This window comes from Erwinia endophytica (assembly GCF_009295515.1).
Taxonomy (GTDB): domain Bacteria; phylum Pseudomonadota; class Gammaproteobacteria; order Enterobacterales; family Enterobacteriaceae; genus Erwinia; species Erwinia endophytica.
Genome location: NZ_RQVV01000053.1, coordinates 105,413 through 131,142, shown reverse-complemented (window position 1 = coordinate 131,142; position 25,730 = coordinate 105,413). Strand labels below are relative to the sequence as shown.

Genomic DNA, 25,730 nt, shown 5'->3' with positions numbered 1-25,730 from the left:
CTTGTTAATAAATACTCTCATTTTCTCACCAAATTCAATCCTATATTAGACTAATTTATTGAAAATATTAATTAGAAAAAATAAAAAAGTTTCAAATCCAGACTGACGATAAACTTTCGCCGACTTAAATCCTTTTATTCTACGCAAAATATTACTGCTACCGCATGAATAAAAATAGTTAATCACCTCTTGCTGAGCGGGGGGGAACTCCTGATAATAAAAATCAAGACTCTGCTTATTTATAAAATTCCATTCTGCAAACTGCCCCTGATAGAGACGCCGGAAACGTTCTATTTTCGATAGTAATCCTAAATTACTACCAACCAAATTACTAGAATGCTGTCGGTAAAGAATCTGAGGTTCAGGGTCATAAATATTAATGCCACAAAAGGCAGAGCATATAATATATAGATACCAATCATGGGAGACAATTGAAATATCTTCAGGTAGTAATTCAATTTTCTTTTTCAAAACATCATTAAAAAGCATTGTATTTCCACCAGAAAAACTTTGCAGTAGTGCATTTTCTAATGTCAAATCACAATTAAAAATGGAAGAATGACCAATGACTTCTTTTTTTTCATTAATAAGCCTGGTTCGCCCTCCATAGAGAATACATTGCGAATTATATGATTTTTCAATATCTTTTATAGCATTCACTGCACGTTCTAGCTTCGTTTTAAGCCAGATATCATCCTGATCACTGAACGCATAGTATGATGACTGAATATCAGGTTTTTTCATCAAAGATAGAAAGTTAGCTGCAAAACCTTTTTGAGGACCGTCCAACAAAACTAACTTATTCTCTGGTAGTTTTTCCCTATATTCATTGATAATATTAAGAGTGTTATCTGTTGAACCATCATCAGATATATAAAGAGTCCAGTTCCTATATGTCTGTTCAATAATGGAATCAAGTTGCTCCCTAATATATTTTTCACCATTATAGCTACAAAATAGGATGCTTATATTGTCATCTTTAAACATTTCAGAACCATACTATCATTGGATATCATAATATAATCTATAATAAAAATAACTTCAGTTATTATAACATCCCAGCATAAAAGAATAATGATGCCATCATTATTCTTTTAAAGAGTAATTACATTTTTAATATCATTTAAAATAAACTGCTTCGTGGAAAAATTTCCCAGCCTGATCCTTAGCCGAAAGCAGTGGTTCATTACCAGTAATAATAGGCCATTCAACACCAATAGTAGAATCATTCCACTGCAATGTATGTTCATGACTCGGATTATAATAGTCCGTACATTTATAAACGAATTCTGCAGATTCAGATGTCACATAAAAACCGTGAGCAAAACCTTCCGGCACCCAAAGCTGACGTCTGTTATCTGCTGAAAGGAAAACCCCAACCCATTGTCCGAAGGTTTCAGATGACTCTCGCATATCTACCGCTACATCAAATACTTCTCCAGCAACAACACGAACCAGTTTACCTTGGGTATTTTCAGTCTGATAGTGCAGACCACGTAGGATACCTTGAGTGGACTTAGAATGATTATCCTGAACAAATTGACGTTGAGCAACCAATTCTTCAAATTTCTTCTGCTGCCACGTTTCCATAAAAAAACCACGCTCATCGCCAAAGACAGTGGGTTCGATAATCTTCACATCCGGAATACTGGTTTCAATCACTTTCATCTCAGATCTTCCCCTCTGCCAGCACCATCAAATATTTACCATAGTCATTTTTGCACAGTGGTTTCGCCAGCTTTTTCAGCTGTTCTGCATCAATGAACTTCTTACGAAAAGCTATCTCTTCCGGGCAGCAAACTTTCAGTCCCTGACGGGTTTCGATGGTTTGGATAAAATTGTTGGCCTCCATCATGCTCTGATGGGTCCCGGTATCCAGCCAGGCATGCCCACGTCCCATGATCGAAACAGAAAGCTGACCGTTCTCCATGTAAATACGATTCACATCGGTAATTTCCAGCTCGCCGCGAGGCGAAGGCTTCAAAGATTTGGCAATTTCGACTACGCTGTTGTCGTAAAAATAGAGACCAGTCACGGCATAGTTACTCTTGGGATGTTCAGGTTTCTCCACCAGAGAGATAGCTTTCCCCTCTTTATCGAACTCGACGACGCCATAACGTTCTGGATCCTGAACGTGATAAGCAAAGACAGTCGCCCCTTGTTTTTTATTGCAGGCGTCTTCCAACTGCTTACTCAGCTCATGCCCATAGAAAATGTTATCACCCAGAATCAATGCGCAAGCATCATCACCGATAAATTCTTCGCCAAGAATAAAAGCCTGCGCCAGACCATCTGGGCTTTCCTGGACTTTATACTGGATTGATAACCCCCACTGAGAACCATCCCCTAACAGGCTTGCAAAACGTGGCGTATCCTGCGGCGTGCTGATGATCAAAATATCGCGAATACCTGCCATCATCAGGGTGCTCAACGGGTAGTAAATCATCGGCTTATCATAGATAGGCAACAGTTGCTTACTGACGGCCATCGTAACAGGGTAAAGTCTTGTTCCGGAGCCACCCGCCAGGATAATACCTTTATTCTTTGTCATAATACATTGTCACCAATTTATCAGCATTTTTCTGATGCTGAATTTTAGAATTTATCCAATAATTTCAGCGAGCATACGCTCTACACCAATACGCCAGTCCGGCAGCATCAATTCAAAACTCTGCTGGAATTTTGTAATATCCAGTCTTGAATTCGCTGGTCGCTTAGCCGCTGTTGGAAATGCCGATGTAGCGACAGGGATAACTTTATTGACCTGCAACGCCAGCCCTTTTTCTCGCGCTTTTTTGATAACGAACGCGGCATAATCGTGCCAGGTTGTCGTGCCACTGGCAATCAGATGATAAACACCTGCAAGCTGCGGCTGAACTTTGGTTTTGCGGATAGCATGCGCAGTACAGTCCGCGATCAATTCGGCGCCTGTTGGCGCACCAAACTGATCGTTGATAACTGACAATTCCTCTCTTTCAGCTGCCAGTTTTAGCATGGTCTTCGCAAAATTCTTACCTTTTGCCGCATAGACCCAGCTGGTACGAAAGATCAGATAGTGGCTACAGGCTGCCGCAATCGCATCTTCCCCATCGCGCTTGGTTTTACCATAAACGTTCAGCGGATCAGTCACATCTGATTCAACCCAGGGTTTTTCTCCCCGACCATTGAACACGTAATCCGTGGAATAATGGACCAACAGAGCCCCAACTTTCTCAGCCGCTTCGGCCATTGATGCCACTGCAGAGGTATTCAGGATCGCAGCCATGTCAGCCTCGGCTTCGGCTTTATCAACAGCGGTGTATGCTGCAGCATTGACGATAACATCAGGTTTTATCGCTAAGATAGTCGCGGCAATACCCTCTGGGTTGGATAAATCACCACAATAATCGGTTGAATGACGATCCAGGGCGGTCAGATTACCTAACGGTACCAGCGCCCGCTGCAATTCCCAGCCAACCTGACCATTTTTACCCAATAAAAGAATCTTCATCAGCCACGCTTCTCGTAATGTTGTTCGATCCAGCTCTGGTAAGCGCCGCTTTTCACGTTATCAACCCATTCACTGTTGCTCAGGTACCACTGAACTGTTTTTCGTAATCCACTTTCGAATGTTTCCTGCGGTTTCCAGCCCAGCTCTTTCTGAATCTTTGTTGAGTCGATGGCATAACGGCGATCATGGCCCGGACGGTCATTCACGTAAGTAATCAGATCGGCATAGTGGCCATCTGTGGGCTTTAGCTCATCCAGCAATTTGCAAACAGTCTCAACAACGTCGAGGTTTTTTTTCTCATTGTGACCACCGATGTTATAGTTGCTGCCAACTTCAGCTTCAGTCACCACTTTGTACAATGCCCGCGCGTGATCCTCGACATACAGCCAGTCACGGATCTGATCGCCTTTACCGTAGACAGGTAATGGCTTTTTCTCCAGTGCATTGATGATTATCAGTGGGATTAATTTCTCTGGGAAATGATAAGGGCCATAATTATTAGAACAGTTGGTGATGATTACCGGCAGCTTATAGGTACGTCCCCATGCCCTGACCAGGTGATCACTGGCCGCTTTGGTGGCAGAATAAGGACTGCTTGGCGCATAAGACGTTGTTTCGGTAAACAGCGGCAATTCACCGCTCATTTCATCCGGATGAGGTAAGTCGCCATAAACTTCATCGGTGGAAATATGGTGGAAGCGGAACGCCTGCTTTTTGTCTGCGCTGAGTGTGCTCCAATATTGACGGGCGGCTTCGAGCAAACTGTAAGTTCCCACCACATTGGTCTGCACAAAATCGGCGGGACCAGTGATAGACCGATCAACATGGCTTTCCGCCGCCAGATGCATGATGGCATCCGGCTTTAACTCGTTCATTACTTTGATCAGGCCATTGGTATCACAAATATCCAACTGGACAAATCGATAACGCTCACTGCTGCTGACATCTTTGATGGATTCAAGATTACCCGCATAGGTCAACTTATCCACGTTAATAACGGAATCCTGCGTATCCTGGATGATATGTCTTACCACCGCTGAACCAATGAATCCAGCACCACCAGTGATCAAAATCTTCATAGCGCGTCTCTAAACGGAAGTGATTTGGAACAATAACAGTAAATTATTGAGTTTCCCCGATCATGTTGATTGGGTGAATTTCAGCCATGCTACCGCCCTTGGGTTAGCGGCCCCACTGTGCAGACTAAAATTTTGAGCTGAATCCTTGCTCACGCTTCATCTCACCATGGTATGAACAAGCACCCGGTTATCTAACACTATGAATATAATCCTTTATTTACCATACTTTATCCCATATGGCTCAGTGCTATAACTGACAATTGTAGCATTCTGCCATTATGAAAACTAACTAAAATCAGAACTATCCAGACAGTTCTTACCCGGATAGTCCATCGTGCAACAATATAGCCGATCAGGCAGAAATCAGGATAATGTATCAGCGATATCGTTCGTTCAGGAGTGGAACATATTCTTTCCCGTGCAATTAAAGGTTATCTTTTAACCAAAAAAGATAAATTTCATCACTATAATAGTATTTAAAATTTTCGCTGGCACAAATAGACAAAAACCCAGCATTATCGCTGGGTTTATTGATCAAAGTTGAAATCCTGAAATAGCGCTTAACGGTATCCTTCCGGGTTCTTACTCTGCCAGTTCCAGGTATCGCGCATCATTTCGTCGATACCGCGGGAAACACGCCAGTTCAGTTCTTTCTCCGCCAGTGAGGCATCGGCCCAGAAGGCGGCCAGGTCGCCAGCCCGGCGAGGGGAAATTTGATAAGGTACGGAACGACCAGACGCTTTTTCAAATGCTTTGACCATTTCCAGAACGGAATAGCCTTTCCCGGCGCCAAGGTTGTAAGCTTTATAACCGCTGATGGCAGGCAGATGATCCAGCGCTTTCAGGTGACCTTCCGCCAGGTCCATCACATGGATATAATCACGTACGCCGGTGCCGTCTTTCGTGGGATAATCATCACCAAAAATCCCCAACTTCTCCAGGCGTCCAATAGCCACCTGAGCGATGTATGGCAACAGGTTATTGGGAATACCGTTCGGATCTTCACCAATCTGCCCTGACGGGTGTGCGCCCACCGGATTGAAGTAACGCAGTGCAATTACGCTGAATTCCGGATTGGCTTTGGCATAGTCGCGCAGGATGAATTCCACCATCAGTTTCGAGGTGCCGTAAGGGCTGGTCGTGCCACCGATCTGCGTGGTTTCCACATAAGGAACCGGGGCATCAGCGCCATACACGGTAGCGGAAGAGCTGAAGATAAATTGATTCACACCTGCAGTGCGCATCTCTTCCAGTAACACCAGTGTGCCGGTAACATTGTTCTGATAATATTCCAGTGGCATACGGGTGGATTCACCCACGGCTTTCAGCCCCGCGAAATGGATAACCGCAGAGATATCATGCCGGGCGAACACATCGCGTAAACAGGCGCGGTCAAGAATATCGCCTTCACAGAAAACCGCTTTTTTGCCGGTGAGTTGCTCGACGCGGTTGATTGACTCGCGTGAAGCGTTGCTCAGGTTATCCAGTACCACCACCTCATCACCGCGATCGAGCAGCGTCAGTACAGTATGGGAACCGATATAGCCCGCGCCACCCGTTACTAAAATAGCCATGTTGACTCCTCACAACCGCGCTTCTGCTGCACGGCCATCATGATATTGCGAATTATTTAGCCAGAATTTTCTGAATCTCTTCGCGGAATTCGCGTCCCTGAGCATGGTTTCTCAATCCCCAGGAAACAAAAGCTTTCATGTAACCGAGTTTGCGGCCACAGTCAAAGCTGTTCCCACTCAATTGATGAGCATCAACCGGCTGCTTTTTCGCCAGTCTGGCAATGGCATCCGTCAACTGATAGCGGCCCCATGCTCCCGGTTCCAGATTTTCCAGCTCTGACCAGATATCGGCGGAAAGCACATAACGCCCCACAGCAGCCAGGTCGGAACCTAATGCCTGCGGATTTTCAGGTTTCTCAACAAAGTCCACGATCTGACTGGTCTGGCCCGGATTATCCATCACTTCCTGCGTTTTAATCACCGAGTACTCAGACAGGTCAGCCTCGGGCATGTGATGAGCCAGCACCTGACTGCGGCCGGTTTCTTCAAAACGCGCCACCATCGCGGCCAGATTATAACGCAGAGGATCGGCGGTGGCGTCATCCAATAGCACGTCCGGCAACACCACCACAAAGGCCTCATCATGCAACATTGGACGGGCGCACAAAATCGAGTTTGCCAGACCCAGCGGCTGTGGCTGACGCACATTCATAATGGTCACGCCTGGCGGGCAGATGGACTGGACTTCGCTCAGCAAAGAACGTTTAACGCGAGCTTCCAGCAAAGCTTCCAGCTCATAAGAGGTGTCAAAATGGTTTTCAACTGCATTCTTGGACGCATGAGTGACCAGGACAATTTCCTTGATACCCGCTGCCACGCACTCATCGATGATGTACTGGATCATCGGTTTGTCCACAACAGGCAGCATCTCTTTAGGAATGGCTTTTGTAGCAGGGAGCATATGCATACCCAGACCCGCAACGGGGATAACTGCTTTAAGCTTGGTCATATTTTTTCCATATAAATGAAGTAAAAAACGTTGAATGATTATGCAGTAAAGGGATGATTAGCCAGTATAATATTAATCTGAAAATGTCGCTCTCGCTGGCCCGAAAATTTCAGACAAACCCCATTGCTGGATTTTTTGAGCGGGTTGTCAGTCCGGTAATAAAAAAGGCAACTCCCTGAGAAGCCACCTTTTTATTATTACGCGTTTAGATTACCACCAACCGCTAAACCATTCGGGCCTGACGAATAAATTATAATAACTGACTAACGCGATGATCCCGACAAACACCACTGAAACCGAAATCCACTGACGGGCATATGGCAAAAAGCGAATACCAATTACGGGTCGGATAAAGAACGGATGAGCAAAAGTGGAAATTAGCACCTGGGAAATCGACAGCGTCAGCGCCACATACCAGACATTTGGATAAACCCACGTGGTCGCCAGTACCAACACCACAATGATGCTGGCCACCACATTCCAGTAGAATTCGACGTTAGTGCGTCCATTGGCCTGGGAAATTGCGCCAGTCAGTCCGCCCATTGGGCGTAGCATCCCAAACAGCAACATCAGCGGGATCAGATGCCCCACCGCTTCATGTGACGCGCCATAGAGCATCCGCACGATAACCGGCGACAGAATGCCAATCGCCAGATACATCAGGCTACTGAACAGCATGATCGCGAAAGTTCCCTTCAGGAACAGCTGCTGCAACTGCTGCGGTTCATGTTGTTTTTCGGCAAATCGAGGCAGGGCCAGGCGGTTAATCACCGGCGACACCAGCTTCAACGGTTGCAATATCAGCTCTTTCGCCAGTGAGTAAACACCCAGCATATCCGCGCCCATCACCTTACCAACAATTAATGAATCAGCCTGAGTACGCAACTGGTTAATTGTCTGGGAACCTAACTGATAAACGCCATATTTAATCGAGCTGAAAAAAGTTGTCTTATCAAATTCGAATGTTGGCCGCCAGGATTTTTCACCCAACCAAATCATGCAAAGAATACGCATAGCGGCATTCGCAAATAATCCGAGTATGACGGCCGAAACACTGAGTGAAGATAAATAAAGCATTCCGACAGTAAACAGAAAGGCCAGAAATTTAGTGGCCATTTCTATTTTCGCCAACAACACCATTTTCTTGGCTTTAATAAATTGCGCCTGATATTGCGACAGCGACCCCAGCACCAAAAAATTCAGGCTGGTCAGCATAATCAGTCCGGTTAATCGCGGAATATGGTAAAAATGAGCGATCGGCCAGGCAATTGCGATCAACAACAAACCGGTCAGCAGGCTCAATAGCACATTCACCCAATAAATAGTGCTCTGCTCTTTACGGGTTATATTCTGTCGGTGAACGACGTAGCTACTCATCCCCATGTCTTGCAGCACCATCGCCACCGCGAGAATCGCGTTGATTATCGCGAGGATACCCAGTTCATGCGTCTCCAGCTTGCGTGCCAACACGCCTAACTGCACCACCTGTAATACAGCGGCAAAGCAGGTGCCGCCAAAAAGCCATACGGCTTGTGACTTTAAACTACTCACGCTAATTGCTCCAGGAGTTCAGCCAACTGACGATAGGCAATGTGCTGGTTGAATTCCACTTCCACCTTTTTACGTGCCGCCGCAATAACAGGTGCGATATCCACATCGCTATTCGCCAGTTTTAACAGTATACCGGCCAGCGCTCTGGCATCACCTTCCGGAGCCAGCCAGCCTGAGACGTTATTTTCAATCAGCTCGGGAATACCGCTATGGTAGCTGGAGACCACTGGCAGGCCGACAGCCATGGCTTCCATCAGCGCCACCGGGATCCCTTCCATATCCCCATCCGCCGCAGTGAGGGAAGGCAACAGAAAAATATCCGCCTCGTCGAGATGGCGTTTGATCTCTTCCTGTGGCTTAAACCCCAATAGCTGCACATGATCCTGCAGGTTGGCTGAGTGGATGGCCATGCGCAACTCTTCTTCCATATCACCATTGCCAATGATGGTGTATTCGAAGTTGGCGCCCTGCTCTTTCAGGTATTTGCAGGCTTCCACCGCAACACCCAAACCTTTCTTCTCAGTCAGACGTGCAACTGAAACGATGCGCAGCGGCGAATGCAGCCCCTCGCGAACGTTCAGATTGAATTTTTCTGGCTCAATCCCCATCCGCGTAACACGAATTTTCTCCGGAGGGCATCCCATGGCGATCAGTTTGTTTTCCCACAAATGGCTGATCGGCAACAACAGCTCGCTCTGGCGAAACAGGTTGATGTAATCCTGCTTATGCTCTTCGAGAATATGACGACGGGAAATGTCAGCGCCATGGAACACTGTTGCCTGTTTACCCCGTAACACACCGAGCTCACGCAGTTTATTCGCCAGCGCCCCCGCATAGCCAAAATGCACCAGGAAAATATCAGCAGTAAAAGTCTGTTTCGCGCCGGCGACAATCGCTGGCAACAGAAGCTTGCTGGACTGAGCGCCATAACGACTGATATTCAGTGAACGAAGCGTCCTGGGACTGAATATTTTCGGCAGCATAATTTTCAGGCGCTGCCTGAGCTTTTCCGCATTTGAGGTACTGTCTTCCGGCAACAGATAGTGCGTCTTTTCTGCCAGACGATAATGGTCGAACGCACCGTGCCGGTTAGCCAGATCGCCAGGAAAGACGGAAATAATCTCGACGTCATAGCCCTGATCGATAAAATACGTCACCTGATTCAAAACAAAGGTCTCAGATGCCACCGGAAAACGCATTGTGAAAAACGTAAGTTTCATCTGTTCACCTTAAGCTCTGACAACGTCTTCAGTGATTTTATTACCACGTACCCGCTCCTGAGCGACCGCGGTGGCAACCTGCTGTTTAATCACATCATAATTTTCCAGGATGTCGTTAACTTTGTTAATGAGCGAGCCATCCATCAAGCTTTTCACATCCGAAGACATCTCTGGCAGACCAAGCTGGTTCATCACCCCCAGAGATTTGTGCTCGTAATTGATGGCGACAGCTGGTGTACCAAAATTCATTGAAATGATTGCCGAATGCAAGCGGGTGCCAATCGTAAGATGCCCCTCACCCAGCAGAATACCCAGTTCCAGGTCGTTAAACTCATCCATCACAACATGATATTGGTCTTTCTGTACCACGTGATCGCGCAGTGTCATTGCCACCATCCGATCATCTATGTAGCTGTCAATACCGGTGCAGGTTGATAACGCCACAACCTGATATCCCTTATCGATAACCGCATTGATAACGTTAGCAAAGGCTATCTCGTACTCCTGCTGGGTGACGCCAAGGCGTTTATCGAAAGGAGCCAGTTGGCGAACGGTGACAAAAATGGTTTTTGTCGAGGCGATCAGTTTTTGCCAGTGCAACAGATTATGCCCCGGCTGCTCGATAGAACGGGTACGCACCAGGAAGGCAGTGTCAGCACCGGAAATCACTTTTTCTGTGGTGATATTGCCCTGCTTCATCATCTCCAGGCTGACGCTCTCACGCAACACCAGACTGTTAACGCGAGAAAATACAAAGTTAGCAATTTTGTTGAATCCTTCTTTCTGGAAAGGCCCCACGCTGTGACCCACCATAAAGATCGGCTTTTTCGCCAGCAACGCACACAGCGCGTGCTCGAACTGCAACGGGCCGTACAGATCGACAAAAAATGAACCACCAACCTGAATGATCACATCATACTGCCGCAATTTATTGGTAAAATCCTGCAAATATGGCGGAACAGAGAAAAACTTAAAAAAGCCGCGACCACTGATGTGAGCCATCATAATTTTCGGCATCAGACGGCGTTTGACCTTATCGGTCATCTTGTTCTTCCCTTTTTTGGTCTCAAGGAACAGTTCATCCGGCATGATTTTCTGCTGGAGCAGGTAACCTGAACTGGTTGGATAGCGACTGATTACCTCAATTTCGAGGTCATTCCTTGCCAGATTAAGCGAATCAATAAGACCGCGTAATATTGCGCCATCACCACGGTTACCACAGGTATGATTGCCAACTAGTAAAATTCTCATAAACACTCCAGAAAAAGACGGTTTATCCCGCAGGAATAAACCACCAATAAAATGCTGATAAATAAGTCTATTTTCGAACTAATTATTTCACCCGGCGCAAATTTTTATCTTAATACGGAGCCCCCCTGTCAAAGCGCTCCGACAAAATTCAGGAACAGTCTCCCCCAGTCCCCGAGAACATCACTTCTTGATCGCGAAATAAGGCACAGCCACCTGCTGGCCGTTAATGACCATGGAAACGTAGCCTGCCGCCTTTGAGATATCCACCTCGTCAGCATTCAGCACTCGCGACTGCATCAGTACATCCCCCTGTTCGTTGGCGCCTATCCCCGCCTTACCATTGTGCAAAGTAAAACGCTGAACCGCCCGGTGAACATTCGCGCCAGCTGGCTGTTTAACTTCCGCCATTTTACTGTCGAAACGTGCACAGGCGCCGGTCATAAAACGATCTTTCGCGGTGGACTTCATCAACACGCCGGCAGACGCTAACCAGCCAGCCAGCTTGACATAAACGCGGGCATCGGTGTCATAAGGCGTCTCAATCATTACGTCGACGATGGGGCTGGCGCCTTCAGCATGCCAGTTGGCTTCAAACTTATGTGTTTTCCGCTGCAGATTGATCATCGCTTTGCCGCCAGTAGCGGCCCCTCCCACCACTTTTTCCAGCGTTTGTTGGTCGGTCCCGTTACTGAAACCGGCCTGGCCGATAATCTCAATTTCCCAACTATCACCGACTTCCGGGGTGAAGATGTTACCGAGCTCGATCCATTTTTCCTGATTACTGTTATTCACCAGACGAAAGCGTGAGAGCAGGTAGTTGTACTTCATGCTGCCGTCAACAGCGATACCATAGGACTCCACTCGTGTAGAGCCTTGTTCAAAAGCACTCAACCAGGCACCTTCAGCGCGCGAGTTATCAATCCAGCTTCCGGCCTGCAAGTTGGTCTGGCGCATATTCAAACGAGAGTTATGCGCAATCAGCGGGTTTTTACAGGTTTCAATGCTCAGCGCATCAATGATCCATTGACCATTCGAGATGTTGCCCGGATTTTCCGAATGCTCAATCCAGCCATTATGGATAATCGACTGACTACAGCGATCCAGGTTCAGTACCATCCCTTTACTACAGTGCTGAGCATTGAAGTTGGATAACTCAATGGCGGTACTGTGATCCCACTTACCCGTTTTCTGCCCTGACCACACGGATTTGATCACGTCCCCCGTACACTTACTGGCATACCACTGATCAATCTTGCAGTCGAGGGTATCCATCAAGCTCAGCGAAGTACCGCCTACCGCCTTAAAATACAGGCAGGCGCCACGGAAATACTGGCCCCCCGGGCATTTATTGTTAAAAAAGCCCTGCTCATTGGGATGATGGTCAGCGCGACCGTTAAAAATAAGGTTGCCAATCTCCACCCAACGGCTATTGACCTCAAAAACAAAGTCGGATTTGCCGTCAGAGACAATGGTGGTGGCCGGGAAATAGCCGAAGTTGACCATTGCCCCGGACACCCGGAAAAAGCGCGTCTCCTCTTGCGAGAAATCACAACCGCTGACGAGGAAGGTTCCCGCGGGAAATTGCACACAAATGGGCTGATCCGCTTTCCGTGACCAGTTGTACATTGCTCTGACAGCTGGGGCCGTATCCGTTTTACCGTCATCAATCGCCCCAAAATCAAACAGGGTCAGACGATTAAAATCCTGCACCACGCGACGCCAGTGGAAACCGGCACCGGCGAAGGTCACCCCACCATCGTCCGTGGCAGGGCTGAAGCTGCCGACGAACTCGCCGCCGCCCTGTTCTCGTCCTTCGTGCCAACTGCTGAGTTTCACCTTCGCCCCTTCAAACAGCGGCCGGGTCTTACGCAGTTCGTTTACTGAACTGATTTCTCCAATCAACTGATAACCTGCCGGCTGAACCAGACGCTGACTGAAGTTATTCGCCGCCAGACGACTGATATCAGGAATATTGAACAGGACATGGCCGTTGTCATCCAGCACCGCCATCGAGTGAACAGGGTTGGCTATCAGCGCCGCGTTATCAGCGATAAATGTCTGGAAATTTCCCCGGTTAAGCGCCACCGGCTGCGCAATTTTAGAAAGTTTGCCATCAGCATTACGCAGGAACACATCGATCAGATTGCCGGCCTGGGTCGGGTCTGTCCCGGCCTTACCGATATAGAGTTTCCCGCTGAAATTTTCCCAGAAACGCTCTGGCATGGCGTAGATGTTTTCCGGCGTCAGAATAGGAACATCATCTTTCGGTATATCGCCAGCATTGACGTCAGTCATCGAAACGGAAGCGTCTTTTTTAGCGGCCTGGCTGGAAAACGAACTCACAGAAAGGGCTGCAAGAATCGATGAGAACCCAGTAATTAATTCTCTTCTTTTCATTCATGTAATCCCATAGTCATTAGTGCCGTTGCGGCGTGAATGTAAATTCCAGAGGGGTATTTTTAAACCAGCGAAAGCCAGGTTTCTTTAATAATCTTGCCGTCGAATTTAAGTGACGTTGTTTTTGTTTTTTCACTCATGGCATAAAACAGCGCATCGTTGTGCGCGAGTTGGTGCATTTTTTCAATAAAGCTGGCACGATCATTCATTGCCACCAGGAAACCATCCTCATTGTTATTGATGATTTCCTGCGGACCGGTTGGGCAGTCATAGGCTACAACGGGTAACGCCCAGGATTTAGCTTCCAGTAAAACCAGCGGTAAACCTTCATAACGCGAGGTCATTAAGGCCATATCACTGTCACGGTAGTAGTCATTGATGTTGGAGACCCGACCAACAAAGGCCACACTGTCCGAAATGTTCAGTGCCGCTGCCTGAGCGATCAGTTGATCTTTCAATTCGCCGTCACCGGCGATGACCAGTTTCCAGTCCGGATTAGTCGCCTGGAAGCCCTGCCAGATATCCAGCAGCAGGTCGAAGCCTTTCTGGAAATCAAGACGGCCCACGGCCAGCGCCTGATACTTGCGTTCAGTGCGCTGAAAATTTTTGTACACCACAGGATTAGGGATAGTCTTACTTGGGATGCCCCACTGCGTAAATACGGCATGGTCTTTATCGGTCAACACGATGACACGGTCGTAATAACGCAGAAAGAGATATTTGAGGAACTTAATCGGTTTACTGAAGGAGTTAATTGCAATATGTTCGCAGGCGTAGGTTTTCGCCTTTTTCTTTTTCAGCGATAATATGCTGTACAGCGCGAACATCACACTCAGGCGGCCCATGCTGATTAAAAACACCGCATCGAAACCTTCCTGATTAATCCGCTTTACTGCACTGCGGATAGGATTTTTTTCACCCTGAAAACTGACCATCTGTTTAACCTTGTTAAACGGATAAAATGGCTTCCCCGCGCCTTCCAGGGAATAAACGCTCACTTCATGGTCATCACCCAAACACTCAGACATGAAGTTACAAATATTTTCGGTTCCGGCATAGGAATAAGCGTCTTTAATCACCAGCACTATTTTTTTCATCGTGGACTCGCCACCTCAATCACATCAATGTTAAAAGTCTGTCTCGCCAGGCAATCAATGCCCACATTCAGGAAAGGCTGCGACATTTGTCATTGCAAGACCGATACGTTTCAAGCCCGGCAGGTTATCTGTGCTTCAATGTGAACAGAACGCCATTAACCATGTACCAAAGATAATAATAATAGACTTTCAGCGAGTTATTTTTATAGATGAATTTTAATAAATCAAGATGCCACTTCGCCGCTTTATTTTTATTACGCGACAGTGAATCACCCAGCTCATAATAAATAACCAGATTTTGTTCGATAACGCGAGCCTGCTTATATTGCTCAAATAATTCATAGAGGAATAAAAAGTCCTCATGTCCCTTTTTCTGAAAAGTGATATTGCGTACCGGACGACGATAACAGACGGAAGAGAAGCAGATGCGAAACTGCTTTTTCACAAAATTCTCTTTCAGCAGATAAGGTTTGCTGTAGGTAACGTCATAAGCTTTGGTGCGGGATTTATAACCGTAATGGGAGATAATCAAATTGTCACCCGCAGCCAGCGCTTGCACCTGCAACATCAACTTGTCTTTTTCCCATTCATCATCGCTGTCGAGGAAAGCGATAAACTCTTCAGTGGCAGCGTTCAGGCCAACATTACGGGTCTCGGCCACCCCCAGATTCACCTCGTTACTCAGGATAGTAATCCGAGGATCGCGGCAATGCTCCTGCACCAGAGCCAGTGAATCATCGGTTGATTTATCATTAATCAGATAGACTCTCCAGTCCGTCCAGGTTTGCTCAAGAACCGACTGTACCGCACGTAAAACAGTATCACGCGCGTTGTACATAGGGATGATAATACCTACTGTGCCGAATTGATTGTTCATCTGATACCCTGCATATAAATCATGAAAGTCAAAAAACTAGCAATAAAAAAGGCCAGATAGCTGGCCAGTCAATCAAAAAATCCTGAAGAACGGCGCAATACTGTAACCGTCAATCGACTGCACCGAGAGGATGGTATTGTAGGCCAGATAATACGTCGTCATCGCGAACAACAGTGCAATGTTGAACAACGGGTTCCTGATACGTGTCATAATCAGCGCCAATAATAATGGCTCCGTGTGCAGGAATAAATTGCCCACTCTTCCCCCGAGGATGGAGAAATCGGAGAAAACAATACGCACGGCAGCCCCGGCGGAATAGGCAATAAGCAATATATACGCCAGCCGATCTTTAGGTTCAATCGTTTTACGGAAATAAACCTGAGTAAAAAAGGCGATAAAGGCAATGTTCTTCAGGTTAGCCAGACCAAATACCGGGGAAGCCACGTCGAAATTGGTTCCGCTGTACCCCATAGCCCTGTCACCAAGCGATGGAACAATCCCCAGCGAGTCAAGAAACAGCTTTTTCCCACCGATCAACCCTAATGGAATAGCCGCAATCACCATCGCTACACCAAAGTACTTACGTTCTTTCAGGAACAGAAATGGCGTCACAATTAATAAAGCGTAACCGGTTGAGTGCGACTGGCTGCTCAACAGCAGAAAAATTATCGCCAACAGATACTTTCTGCCCGCAGCAGTGCAGATACACGCCACGGCAAAAGCACTCGACAACCCAAAACGGATCTGATTCATATCCTTGTTGATAAACAGATGGGCTGAATACAGGCACAGCGAACATAAAATCAACGGAGAATATTTTTTATAAATAAAGGCGTTAGTTGTTACCGCGATAAAAGCCACGAACAACAGAAAATAGTAACTCTGGTGAGTGAACCAACCCAGCACCCAGGCCAGGAGCATAAACAGGTTTTCGTAACGATAAACATCCGCTACCGTCGCATAACCTTCCATGCTGGTCTGTCTGGAGAAATCGTGGAAAAAACCAAGGTACTGCCAGTCATCTATCCCTGATCCCGGTCCTCGCATACCGGCAAAAAGGATCAGAATAACGGTCCCGATAAAAAAGAAATAGGTAATGACACATCGATTTTTCGGCTGTGTTAACTGGTTAATCGAGGCCAGTTCAAAGATACAAAAAACGAGCAGCGTATAGCTTATTATCCAGTATATGGCCATTCTTTTCCCCGCGAGGCTAGTTTTCTTGCATGAAAACTAACGCTATTTACCACTTAATCGCTCTCTGACCTTATCCTTAAGACGATTGATAAAATAGGTACGATTATCTTTATTTGTTAAGAAAAAATAACGGATAAAGCTGACGCCCGCTTGCAGTGATTTCCCATCCATTTTATAGCGCAACGGCAATTTATACGCTTTGTAGGTATTGATATCGCGCTGAGTCAAATGAGGTTTCATCTTCTCTAACCAGAAGAAGGAATATTTCACTGATTCGCCTTTGTGTTTGGAACCGAATGAGGAAACCAGGTGGTAATTCGCCAGTGGCTGGGCAATCATCACAAATTCGTAGCCTTTTTTATCGGCCCGGATACAAAAGTCATAATCCTGATGGCGGATATATTGTGGATCGAACTTGATGTCTTCCGCATATTCACGCTTCAACACAATGGTACTGGTCTGGATAAAACCATAGCAGCCAAACAGGTATTCAGCGACACTTTCGTTGCGTGAGAGCGCCCGCATTGGCATCACTTTCAGAAAGCGGCCATCCTGAATAATATTCACCTGGCTGAAAATGATGGTTTTTTCTTTCCCCTGCGCGTCCAGTTCACGGATAGTTTTCAGCGATTCCTGTAGCTTCTCTGGGTGCCATTCATCATCAGCATCAAGAAAACAGATGTAATCGCCCGTCGCCAGGTCAATCCCTTTATTTCGGGCTGCAGATCCAAATAGCTTTTCTTGCGAAAGGACCAATTGAATCTTCAGTTGGGGATAGTTCTTCACCACTTCAGCTAGTCGTTCAGCATCCGCGGACTTATCATCAATAATGATCACTTCAAAATGCTGATAAGTCTGCGCAGCTACACAATCCAGGGTCGTCACGATAGATTCGGATGCATTATATGCGGGAATGACAATTGAGAAGAAAATATCCTTCATTACCAAATACCTTCGTTGCGTCCAGATAAAATCACCTGGAAAATCCAAACCGCAGAAAAGACAACCCGAAACCTAAGTCTCTGACAAATGTTTCGGGCGACTTATTTAGCTTTTCACATCCGATTTATAACCATAACTGTAATAGTCATAGCCATAGCCATAAGCATTGGCGGCTTTACGCACCACCGCGTTAAGGATCACCCCTTTAACCTCAATACCATTCTGTGCAAAGCGGCGATAGCTGATTTCAATTTCACGCAACGTGTTGGTTTCAAAGCGAGCGACCATCAGAGAAGTGCCAGCCAGTTTACCAATAATAGACGCATCCGTTACCGCGAGGATCGGTGGGGTATCAATCAAGACCAGGTCATAGTTCTTACTCGCCCATTCCAGCAACTCGTTCATGCGCTTATGCATCAACAACTCAGACGGGTTCGGAGGCACCTGACCACGCGAAATAAAGTCAAAACCATAAGCACCTTGTTGCAGCATCTCTGTACCGAAAGGCTTTTTACCTGACAGCACATCGGATAGCCCCACTTTATTACTGGCGCCCAGCAACTCATGGGTGTAACCACGACGCATATCCCCATCGATAAACAGAACTTTCTGACCCGCGTGGGCGACCAGTGCCGCCAGGTTAGAACAGATAAATGTTTTACCAATGCCGGGGCTGGCGCCGGTAATCATCAGAATATTATTTTTCGCTTCCATCATTGCGAAGTGCAGACTGGTACGCAAGCTGCGGATTGCTTCAACAGCCAAATCTGTCGGGTTGCCTAACGACAACAACGTGTTGTGCGGATCAACTTTTATCTGTGTTCCCCGCCGGGACAACGCTTCGACATCCCGCTTACGCTGCCATTCAGATAAAGGCACCGTGGCATACACATTGATACCCTGTTCTTCCAACTGATCCGGACGGTCAATACCGTGGTGGAACAGCGCTTTAACCAGGACATAGCCCACTGAGACCACTAAACCCAACATCAGGCTGGCAACGATCACCAGCAATTTCTTCGGTGCCACTGGCGCCGCGGCGGTCGCAGCATGGTCGACAATGCGCACATTCCCCACGGTGCTGGCTTTGCTGATACTCAGTTCCTGCTGACGGTTCAGCAATTGCATGTAGATTTCCTGACCAGCCTGTACGTCACGGGTCAGACGTACGATGTCCTGCTGAGTCTGCGGCATCTGAGCAATTTTCTGGTTCAACCGTTTTTGTTCATCTTCCAGCGTCTGACGTTTTTCCAATAACGCCCGGTAGGTCGGGTGGTCTTTGGTGAACAACTGCGATACTTCAGCTTCACGGAAGGTCAGTTCGTTTAACTGGCTCTGGATGCTGACGGATGAATCCAGCGCGGATTTAGCTTCCAGTGATAAATCCACGGAGTCATTTTTACGGCGATAAACATTCAGCTTGTCTTCAGCTGCGTCCAACTTCTCACGTACTTGCGGCAATTGCACTTTCAGGAACTGCAGACTTTTCTGCGCTTCAGCTGATTTACGGTCAATATTCTGGGCAACATAATTGTTGATAATCTGGTCCAGCACCGTGCTGATCTGCACAGGGTCTTCACCCAGATAGGTCAGCCCTAATACCCCGGTATCTTTCCCTTTGTCGGCAACCGTCAAATTATTGGTCACCATGCCGATAGCCTGCAGCTCGCTAAGTTTAGTCACCGTAAAATCCGTACCGGGATTAGCTTGCTGAATACTTTTAACCAGCATGGTCACGCCATTATGGCTTTCCAACTGGCCAACTTTACCTTTAAATAACGTTTTACCATTCTTGCTGACGGTGTAACTGTCAGGACCATTCACTTCCAACTGCAGTACCGGTTTTTCCCAGTTAGCAGGCAAACTCAGTTGAGAAATGTCCACCTGTCCGGGCTTGTGCCCCATCAAACGGGACAAGCCTTTACCAATAACCGGCAAATAGTTCTGCTGCACCAACGCATCCAGACCAAGATCATGCACCGTCTTACCGATGACCAGACGCGATGTCACAATTTCCACTTCAGTCGCGGACATCGGCTGAGCGCTTGATATCATCTGGGTCAGGTCATTCAGAACCGTATTGGAATTTTTATCTTCCACCTGCACCATGGCATCTGCACTGTAAATCGGCGTGGCGAACAGGCTGTAGAGGGTCCCCAACAACATAAATAACGCCGTGACCGCCACAATAACCCAACGATGATCGACCAGTTGTCCCACAATATGAGCCAGGTCCCACCCGGTTGACTCCTCTCCCGGCGATGACGGTGCCTTACTTTTTATATTCATGAATAATCCCAACTATCGGCTTAAGGCGTTGACCCATTTCTGGGCAGCGTTTTCGAGTAATCCGTACGTGGCTTCATAGGCATCGCGGCTTTTCTTATAGGGATCCGCTATTTCCTGTTGGTTGAGCCAGTGGCCAAATAACATGGTCTTGCCACTCACGGAGGGGTTGATGCGGTTAACCATCCCGACATGTTTTTTCTCCATGACCAGGATCAAGTCGTAATCCCGGCACATGCCAGAGGTTAATTGACGGGCGACATGTCCATCCAGCGATAGTCCATGTTCACGGGCAACGAGACTTGCCGTGTCATCAGCTGCATGGTCCACCATCGCCTGTAATCCAGCTGAGGCGATTTTCTTATTCGGCAGCGCCAATTTGAGCAACCGCTCCCCGGTTGGGGAGCGACAAATATTGCCGACGCAGACCACTAAGATTGAATTAATCATCATGTGCTCCGGTGCTTACCATTTATGATAAATGTTAGCGGTTTCGCTAGACTGGTAGACACTGCTGATGGTTGGGAGCAACTGCGCCACCACACGACTCCAACGGGTCAATGGCGTCGAGGTGACATACACGATGTCATAAGGCTGCAATTGGAACTCGGAAGCCATCACCATCGCTGAAGCATCTTTGGTATTCAACTGATAGATATTGGCAATCTTCGCGCGATTAGATCCTCTTACTGGACGGATGACAAATACGCCAGTCGCATCAGAAGTGGTCTGATCCATTCCTTGCGAACTCCCCAGTGCTTCAGCCAGCGTCATACCACTGCGATCCATCCTCAGCGTTGCCTGCTGTTTTACTTCACCCATCACGAACACTTTCAGATTGTCGTTACGTGGGACATAAAGAATATCACCGGGGTACAGCAAATGGTTCTGCGTGAGATCGCCATTCTGTAACAGAGCTTGCAGAGAAATCGGAATCTCATGACCATTATGGGTCAGCACGACATTACGCCAGTCGGCGTTAGCCGTCAGTCCCCCCGCAGCGTTCACGGCATCAAGGATAGTCAGGGGAACATTGGTGATCGGCTGCTGGCCGGAGGTCGTCACTTCACCGGTCACGTACGCCTTTTGTGATTTGAAGGAGGCAACGCTGACATCAACCTGCGGACTCTCGATGTACTGCGCCAGACGCCTGGCAATCTCGTTACGCACTTCCTGGACCGTGCGTCCTGCCACCCGAACCTGGCCAATATAAGGATAGAAAATAGTGCCATCTGAATGAACCCAGTTACCTGTATCGCTGGCACTGCGGTATTGCCCCGCTGGCGTGGTTAATTCCGGGTGATCCCAGACGGTAACGGTTAATACATCACCGATGCCGATCCGATACTCATAGCTTTGCAGTTCAGTCTGTAATTGCAGGTTAGGCCGCGCCACTACGGGTCTGGGACTCATTTGCTCTACCAGGCCTGGAGTCATGGGATAAACATTGACGTACTTATCAATATCGAAATTGCTATCCTGCTGCTTGATAACATCCTTTCCACTGGTTGAAAGCTTTGAACCGGGCACCACTGTACATCCAGAAAGGAGTGTCGCCGTTATCAACAAGGGTAATACTTTCGTTTTGATTGTAATCATCTATATCATCGCTATCAGTAAATTGATTGATAGTGGCGAGTCCGCCGCAGTGTAGCGTCATGCAAAAGTAATAAAATGAATCACATGTTCAGGCTCTGTTACTGTCGGTCATTATTTTAAACTCCCCCTCTTTTTTATGCCTTGCCGCTTCGATCACACTGATGCTTAGCATACGTCAAAAAAAGTTTGTTTAGCACGTTAGTCAATGACAGTTAACAGTCAAAAGACACCAGGACTACCGGTACGCAAGCGTACCGGCACAACGGAAAATCGCCTCTGTCAGTAAGCACCATCACGCCGCAAAACAACGCCAATTGTTTTGAACAGGATGGCGATATCGTTCCACAAAGACCAGTTTTTTACATACCAGGAGTCAAAGTAGACGCGTGTTTCATAATCCACATCATTGCGGCCACTCACCTGCCACAGGCCGGTCATTCCCGGTTTAGCCATGAAGTAGTAATCCACATCACCGGCATAACGCTCCAACTCATCTTCAATGACCGGACGCGGACCAACCAGACTCATCTCTCCGCGTACCACATTCCACAACTGTGGCAGTTCGTCAAGACTGGTTTTACGAATAAAGTGACCAATCCGTGTAATGCGAGGATCGTTTTTTAATTTGAAATCTTTATCCCACTCTGCCCGGGCCACCGGGTCAGTTCGCAGGACTTCTTCCAGCACTTCTTTCGAATTTACCACCATTGAACGGAACTTCAGGCACTTAAATTTACGTCCGTTAAGACCGACTCGTTCGTGACCATAGATTGGGCTGCCACCATCCCGGGAAACCATAAAGACCAGCACCAACAGCGCAGGCATCAGCATGATGATAATGCTCAGCGCGCCGATAAGATCAAAGGCCCTTTTAGCAAAGCGAGAGGTACGTTTGGCCAGGTTATTGCTTACCCTGAGAATCATCACCTCATGACTGAAAATATAAGCCATATCAGTGCCATAAAGCGGCACACCACGCAACGAAGGTACCACGGAAACGGAGCGACAGTGATGTTTTGCCAGATTCTTCAGCCAAAAATCACGGTGTCGGCTTTGCTCATACTCCACCGCCACAATAAACTGCGTATCACTGTTGACCAACTGCCATAAAGCGTCCTCTTCGCGAATGACCGGTATGCCAAACAGTGCCGGAGCCGGAGTCATCCCATCCACGTCGTAGAAGGCGACCACATCAAACCCCATCACTTCTTCGCTCTGCAACGCCATATAGGCTTCTTCTGCATTTTTACCGCTACCGATAATGATCGACTGACGCTTCCACAGGCCATAGTGATTGAGAATACGTTTAACGATGGCACGACCAACCGGAATAAATCCCAATGCCAGCAGCCAGGTCAATACCCAAATCCAGCGAGAAAACTCCCATTTTGACAAGGCTGTAATAGCCAGATCGATGACGGAAAATATCAGAATAATTCTTAATACTTCCTTAAGTTCAAACCAGAATGGTTTGCGGTAAGTATAGTGGCGTAGATGGATCCAGAACCATCCAATACAAATAATTGAGAGGATAATATGTGTCGCAATTCTTAAATGCAGATCCTGACTCGGAATATCCCCCATCAGGTTACCCGGAAATGCATTCATTAATAAAACCGCAACAAACAAAGAAGCATTAAAAAATATCAGATCTGAAAGTGCCAGAGACAGTTTTATTAGCGGCCCTTTAAAGGTAAATTCTATATCGCGCATAGTTAACTCTTAATTTTTCCTGCGAAAGCCTGTGATTTATTAATTCCGCCACTGAAAATAATTGCGTATTTTCTCACCACATCATTTATTATACAGGATATGCATTTACGCATCGTACCGGAAAGTTATCCTGACAGGTGATGTGATAATGAGAATTAACAGGAAACATCAACAACCATGTGGCGAAAAATGTAACCCTACGGGTTAATTTCAAACGATTCTGACACGCTACCGCCCCTGGCTTGTAGCTGCCAATGTGCTGTATCACGAAACCTTCACCTTGTCGGTTATATCCTGTCTTCTCCAGACAACAGATAATGTATTAGCCGTTCAGAACAATCCGTCAGTCGGACGGGAAAGACATAGTCATGCTAATCATTACATTAACACCAACATTTACTAACATGTTGCTATACTAGTTATTACTGGCATGTTTACAAGAGTCAGCTCTCAACCACACTGTTTTTTAGGATTAAGACTACCTCCCACCCCAGTCAATACCGTATAAATCGTCTTTTTCTTACAGATAAATTTCAGAATAATTCGACATAAAAATAAGAATTATCCTGAACATTCTTTCTTCATTCTCCAGGTATCACCCGCTTTACCCAGATCCCTGTACGAATAATCTTGAAAAAATGTAAAGATATTGCCCGTATTTTGTTCAGGTAATTACAAATGCCGATTATCCCATGTTGGCTATACCTAAAATAATTCCAGTTACAGGGCAAAAACCCCCCGCTTATGGGCAAGTACTGACTCAGCTCAGTGGCTGGCCTGCATCGTGTGCCAACACGTCTGTGACCTGGAGCATGATGAATAAATCTGCCTGTGGGTGAAGCTTCGGGGATTATTTGTTGAATCACGCCAGATTCATTATCATGGAAACTCCTGCAACCTTTAGGGCGAGTGAGTGATGTTCGCATGGATCGTTGATCCGTCAATCTGGGCTGGGCTGGTCACCCTGATCGTTATAGAGCTGGTGCTGGGTATTGATAACCTTGTGTTTATCGCCATCCTGGCAGAGAAACTCCCACCGTCACTGCGCGACAGGGCCCGTATTACCGGGTTGTTACTGGCCCTGGTGATGCGTCTGCTGCTGCTGGCCTCTATCTCCTGGCTTTCTTCCTTAACCGCCCCCCTTTTCACCGTTGTCGGCCACCCTTTCAGTGCGCGTGATCTCATTATGCTGCTCGGCGGCGGCTTTTTGTTATTCAAAGCGACGATGGAATTGAACGAACGACTTGAAGGAAAAGACGAGGATCAACATCCACAAAAGCGTGGTGCTAAATTCTGGCCGGTCGTCGCGCAAATAGTGGTCCTGGATGCGGTATTCTCTCTGGACTCAGTGATTACGGCTGTTGGGATGGTGGATCACCTTGCGGTCATGATGGCGGCGGTGATTATCGCCATCCTGCTGATGCTCCTGGCCAGCAAACCATTAACCCGCTTTGTGAATGAACATCCGACCATTGTCATTCTCTGTCTCAGCTTCCTGCTGATGATTGGCTTCAGCCTGGTGGCGGATGGTTTTGGCTATTCAATCCCCAAAGGCTATCTGTACGCGGCCATTGGCTTCTCAGTCATTATTGAAGCGCTGAATCAGCTGGCGCAATTTAACCGCCGCCGTTTTCTTTCAGCAAAATCGCCATTGCGTAAGCGTACCGCTGAAGCGGTGCTGCGTTTACTGCGTGGCAGCCATGAACATGCTGAACTGGATGCCGAAACCGCCTCACTGGTGGCTGACAACGCTGAGAGCCACGCCGTCTTTAATAAGCAAGAACGGATGATGATTGCCCGGGTACTGAATATGGGTCAGCGTACCGTCAGCAGTATCATGACCTCACGACATGACATTGAACATCTTGACCTGAGCGAACCCGCGGAAAAGATCATGGCGCGGCTGGATAGCAATCAACATACACGATTGGTGGTGACGGAAAATAATGGCGATCCGCTGGGGGTGGTGCATGTCATCGATTTATTGCAGCAGGTGTTACACGGCGACAGTCTGGATATTCGTGCCCTGATCCGTCAGCCACTGGTGTTCCCGGAGCAACTTACCCTGCTCCCGGCCCTTGAGCAATTTCGTACGGCACGTACCCATTTCGCTTTTGTGGTAGATGAATTTGGATCGATGGAAGGTGTGGTGACGTTAAGTGACGTGATGGAAACCATCGCAGGCAACCTGCCAAATGAAGGTGAAACAGTCGACCCACGCTACGATATTCAACAGAACATTGATGGCAGTTGGACTGCGAATGGCCATATGCCCTTGGAAGATTTAGTCATGTATGTGCCACTGCCGCTGGATGAAAAGCGCGAATTCCACACTCTGGCGGGATTACTGATGGAACATATGCAGCGGGTGCCGCAGAAAGACGATGAGATTCAGATCAGTGATTATCTGTTCCGCACACTGCAAGTGGAAAGCCACAGGATACAGAAGGTGCAGATTATCCCACTGCAGGTGACAGAAGCGGATGACGCGGTTTAACAACCGCGTCT

At 47.2% G+C, this 25,730-nt stretch carries 20 protein-coding genes; 1 reads left to right on the top strand and 19 read right to left on the bottom strand.

The features are described from left to right. Positions 1 to 45: 45 nt before the first annotated feature. From EH228_RS15275 to wbaP, 19 genes are all read right to left on the bottom strand, one after another. Entirely contained in the window at positions 46 to 987 is a 942-nt protein-coding gene (locus tag EH228_RS15275; RefSeq protein WP_152322481.1) for a glycosyltransferase family 2 protein, read from the bottom strand. A gap of 132 nt (positions 988 to 1,119) precedes the next feature. Then, positions 1,120 to 1,668 carry a dTDP-4-dehydrorhamnose 3,5-epimerase gene (gene rfbC / locus EH228_RS15270; protein ID WP_152322480.1) on the bottom strand — a complete coding sequence of 183 codons (549 nt, stop codon included), beginning with the start codon at positions 1,666 to 1,668 and terminating at the stop codon, positions 1,120 to 1,122. Between the two features lies 1 nt (position 1,669). After that, the gene (gene rfbA, locus EH228_RS15265) at positions 1,670 to 2,551 is read right to left on the bottom strand and encodes a glucose-1-phosphate thymidylyltransferase RfbA (RefSeq protein WP_152322479.1); all 882 of its coding nucleotides are present in this window, start codon (positions 2,549 to 2,551) and stop codon (positions 1,670 to 1,672) included. 51 nt (positions 2,552 to 2,602) lie between these two features. Beyond that, positions 2,603 to 3,490, bottom strand: a complete 888-nt coding sequence (gene rfbD / locus EH228_RS15260) for a dTDP-4-dehydrorhamnose reductase (RefSeq protein WP_152322478.1) — start codon at positions 3,488 to 3,490, stop codon at positions 2,603 to 2,605. Next, the gene (gene rfbB, locus EH228_RS15255) at positions 3,490 to 4,569 is read right to left on the bottom strand and encodes a dTDP-glucose 4,6-dehydratase (RefSeq protein WP_152322477.1); all 1,080 of its coding nucleotides are present in this window, start codon (positions 4,567 to 4,569) and stop codon (positions 3,490 to 3,492) included. Before rfbB ends, rfbD begins: the two co-directional genes overlap by 1 nt. Before the next feature lie 560 nt (positions 4,570 to 5,129). Continuing rightward, a complete protein-coding gene (gene galE / locus EH228_RS15250; RefSeq protein WP_152322476.1) occupies positions 5,130 to 6,143 on the bottom strand; it encodes a UDP-glucose 4-epimerase GalE in 1,014 nt (337 codons plus the stop codon). A gap of 52 nt (positions 6,144 to 6,195) precedes the next feature. Continuing rightward, the gene (galF, locus tag EH228_RS15245) at positions 6,196 to 7,092 is read right to left on the bottom strand and encodes a UTP--glucose-1-phosphate uridylyltransferase GalF (RefSeq protein WP_152322475.1); all 897 of its coding nucleotides are present in this window, start codon (positions 7,090 to 7,092) and stop codon (positions 6,196 to 6,198) included. Positions 7,093 to 7,302: 210 nt separating this feature from the next. After that, on the bottom strand, positions 7,303 to 8,643 hold the full coding sequence (locus tag EH228_RS15240; protein WP_152322474.1) for a lipopolysaccharide biosynthesis protein: 1,341 nt from the start codon (positions 8,641 to 8,643) through the stop codon (positions 7,303 to 7,305). Beyond that, on the bottom strand, positions 8,640 to 9,863 hold the full coding sequence (locus EH228_RS15235) for a glycosyltransferase (RefSeq protein WP_152322473.1): 1,224 nt from the start codon (positions 9,861 to 9,863) through the stop codon (positions 8,640 to 8,642). The genes EH228_RS15240 and EH228_RS15235 overlap by 4 nt, the downstream gene beginning before the upstream one ends. A gap of 9 nt (positions 9,864 to 9,872) precedes the next feature. Next, the gene (gene wcaK / locus EH228_RS15230; protein ID WP_152322472.1) at positions 9,873 to 11,114 is read right to left on the bottom strand and encodes a colanic acid biosynthesis pyruvyl transferase WcaK; all 1,242 of its coding nucleotides are present in this window, start codon (positions 11,112 to 11,114) and stop codon (positions 9,873 to 9,875) included. 180 nt (positions 11,115 to 11,294) lie between these two features. Further along, the gene (locus EH228_RS15225) at positions 11,295 to 13,511 is read right to left on the bottom strand and encodes a phage tailspike protein (protein WP_152322471.1); all 2,217 of its coding nucleotides are present in this window, start codon (positions 13,509 to 13,511) and stop codon (positions 11,295 to 11,297) included. Positions 13,512 to 13,573: 62 nt separating this feature from the next. After that, complete coding sequence (locus EH228_RS15220; RefSeq protein WP_152322470.1) at positions 13,574 to 14,608, bottom strand: glycosyltransferase family 4 protein; 1,035 nt, start codon at positions 14,606 to 14,608, stop codon at positions 13,574 to 13,576. Between the two features lie 124 nt (positions 14,609 to 14,732). Further along, positions 14,733 to 15,485, bottom strand: coding sequence for a glycosyltransferase family 2 protein (locus EH228_RS15215; protein WP_152322469.1), 753 nt, complete (start codon positions 15,483 to 15,485; stop codon positions 14,733 to 14,735). A gap of 72 nt (positions 15,486 to 15,557) precedes the next feature. After that, entirely contained in the window at positions 15,558 to 16,682 is a 1,125-nt protein-coding gene (locus tag EH228_RS15210; RefSeq protein WP_152322468.1) for an EpsG family protein, read from the bottom strand. A 42-nt stretch (positions 16,683 to 16,724) separates the two neighbouring features. Beyond that, a complete protein-coding gene (locus tag EH228_RS15205) occupies positions 16,725 to 17,624 on the bottom strand; it encodes a glycosyltransferase family 2 protein (RefSeq protein WP_152322467.1) in 900 nt (299 codons plus the stop codon). A gap of 105 nt (positions 17,625 to 17,729) precedes the next feature. Continuing rightward, positions 17,730 to 19,913 carry a tyrosine-protein kinase Wzc gene (gene wzc / locus EH228_RS15200; RefSeq protein WP_152322466.1) on the bottom strand — a complete coding sequence of 728 codons (2,184 nt, stop codon included), beginning with the start codon at positions 19,911 to 19,913 and terminating at the stop codon, positions 17,730 to 17,732. A 12-nt stretch (positions 19,914 to 19,925) separates the two neighbouring features. Continuing rightward, positions 19,926 to 20,360 carry an arsenate reductase/protein-tyrosine-phosphatase family protein gene (locus EH228_RS15195; RefSeq protein WP_152322699.1) on the bottom strand — a complete coding sequence of 145 codons (435 nt, stop codon included), beginning with the start codon at positions 20,358 to 20,360 and terminating at the stop codon, positions 19,926 to 19,928. 15 nt (positions 20,361 to 20,375) lie between these two features. Further along, a complete protein-coding gene (locus tag EH228_RS15190) occupies positions 20,376 to 21,509 on the bottom strand; it encodes a polysaccharide export protein (protein WP_152322465.1) in 1,134 nt (377 codons plus the stop codon). 279 nt (positions 21,510 to 21,788) lie between these two features. Then, positions 21,789 to 23,222, bottom strand: coding sequence for an undecaprenyl-phosphate galactose phosphotransferase WbaP (gene wbaP, locus EH228_RS15185; RefSeq protein ID WP_152322464.1), 1,434 nt, complete (start codon positions 23,220 to 23,222; stop codon positions 21,789 to 21,791). 916 nt (positions 23,223 to 24,138) lie between these two features. On the opposite strand from wbaP, the gene EH228_RS15180 reads away from it, so the two are divergent. Beyond that, the gene (locus tag EH228_RS15180) at positions 24,139 to 25,719 is read left to right on the top strand and encodes a TerC family protein (RefSeq protein WP_152322463.1); all 1,581 of its coding nucleotides are present in this window, start codon (positions 24,139 to 24,141) and stop codon (positions 25,717 to 25,719) included. Positions 25,720 to 25,730: the final 11 nt, after the last annotated feature.

What these genes read in the sequence shown, in the direction of transcription:
- rfbC (WP_152322480.1), bottom strand. Translation starts at nt 1,668, where the DNA reads ATGAAAGTGATTGAAACCAGTATTCCGGATGTGAAGATTATCGAACCC.
- wbaP (WP_152322464.1), bottom strand. Translation starts at nt 23,222, where the DNA reads ATGCGCGATATAGAATTTACCTTTAAAGGGCCGCTAATAAAACTGTCT.
- rfbB (WP_152322477.1), bottom strand. Translation starts at nt 4,569, where the DNA reads ATGAAGATTTTGATCACTGGTGGTGCTGGATTCATTGGTTCAGCGGTG.
- wzc (WP_152322466.1), bottom strand. Translation starts at nt 19,913, where the DNA reads ATGAATATAAAAAGTAAGGCACCGTCATCGCCGGGAGAGGAGTCAACC.
- EH228_RS15275 (WP_152322481.1), bottom strand. Translation starts at nt 987, where the DNA reads ATGTTTAAAGATGACAATATAAGCATCCTATTTTGTAGCTATAATGGT.
- galE (WP_152322476.1), bottom strand. Translation starts at nt 6,143, where the DNA reads ATGGCTATTTTAGTAACGGGTGGCGCGGGCTATATCGGTTCCCATACT.
- EH228_RS15190 (WP_152322465.1), bottom strand. Translation starts at nt 21,509, where the DNA reads ATGATTACAATCAAAACGAAAGTATTACCCTTGTTGATAACGGCGACA.
- EH228_RS15220 (WP_152322470.1), bottom strand. Translation starts at nt 14,608, where the DNA reads ATGAAAAAAATAGTGCTGGTGATTAAAGACGCTTATTCCTATGCCGGA.
- rfbD (WP_152322478.1), bottom strand. Translation starts at nt 3,490, where the DNA reads ATGAAGATTCTTTTATTGGGTAAAAATGGTCAGGTTGGCTGGGAATTG.
- EH228_RS15210 (WP_152322468.1), bottom strand. Translation starts at nt 16,682, where the DNA reads ATGGCCATATACTGGATAATAAGCTATACGCTGCTCGTTTTTTGTATC.
- EH228_RS15215 (WP_152322469.1), bottom strand. Translation starts at nt 15,485, where the DNA reads ATGAACAATCAATTCGGCACAGTAGGTATTATCATCCCTATGTACAAC.
- wcaK (WP_152322472.1), bottom strand. Translation starts at nt 11,114, where the DNA reads ATGAGAATTTTACTAGTTGGCAATCATACCTGTGGTAACCGTGGTGAT.
- EH228_RS15235 (WP_152322473.1), bottom strand. Translation starts at nt 9,863, where the DNA reads ATGAAACTTACGTTTTTCACAATGCGTTTTCCGGTGGCATCTGAGACC.
- EH228_RS15225 (WP_152322471.1), bottom strand. Translation starts at nt 13,511, where the DNA reads ATGAAAAGAAGAGAATTAATTACTGGGTTCTCATCGATTCTTGCAGCC.
- EH228_RS15195 (WP_152322699.1), bottom strand. Translation starts at nt 20,360, where the DNA reads ATGATTAATTCAATCTTAGTGGTCTGCGTCGGCAATATTTGTCGCTCC.
- EH228_RS15205 (WP_152322467.1), bottom strand. Translation starts at nt 17,624, where the DNA reads ATGAAGGATATTTTCTTCTCAATTGTCATTCCCGCATATAATGCATCC.
- rfbA (WP_152322479.1), bottom strand. Translation starts at nt 2,551, where the DNA reads ATGACAAAGAATAAAGGTATTATCCTGGCGGGTGGCTCCGGAACAAGA.
- EH228_RS15180 (WP_152322463.1), top strand. Translation starts at nt 24,139, where the DNA reads ATGTTCGCATGGATCGTTGATCCGTCAATCTGGGCTGGGCTGGTCACC.
- galF (WP_152322475.1), bottom strand. Translation starts at nt 7,092, where the DNA reads ATGACCAAGCTTAAAGCAGTTATCCCCGTTGCGGGTCTGGGTATGCAT.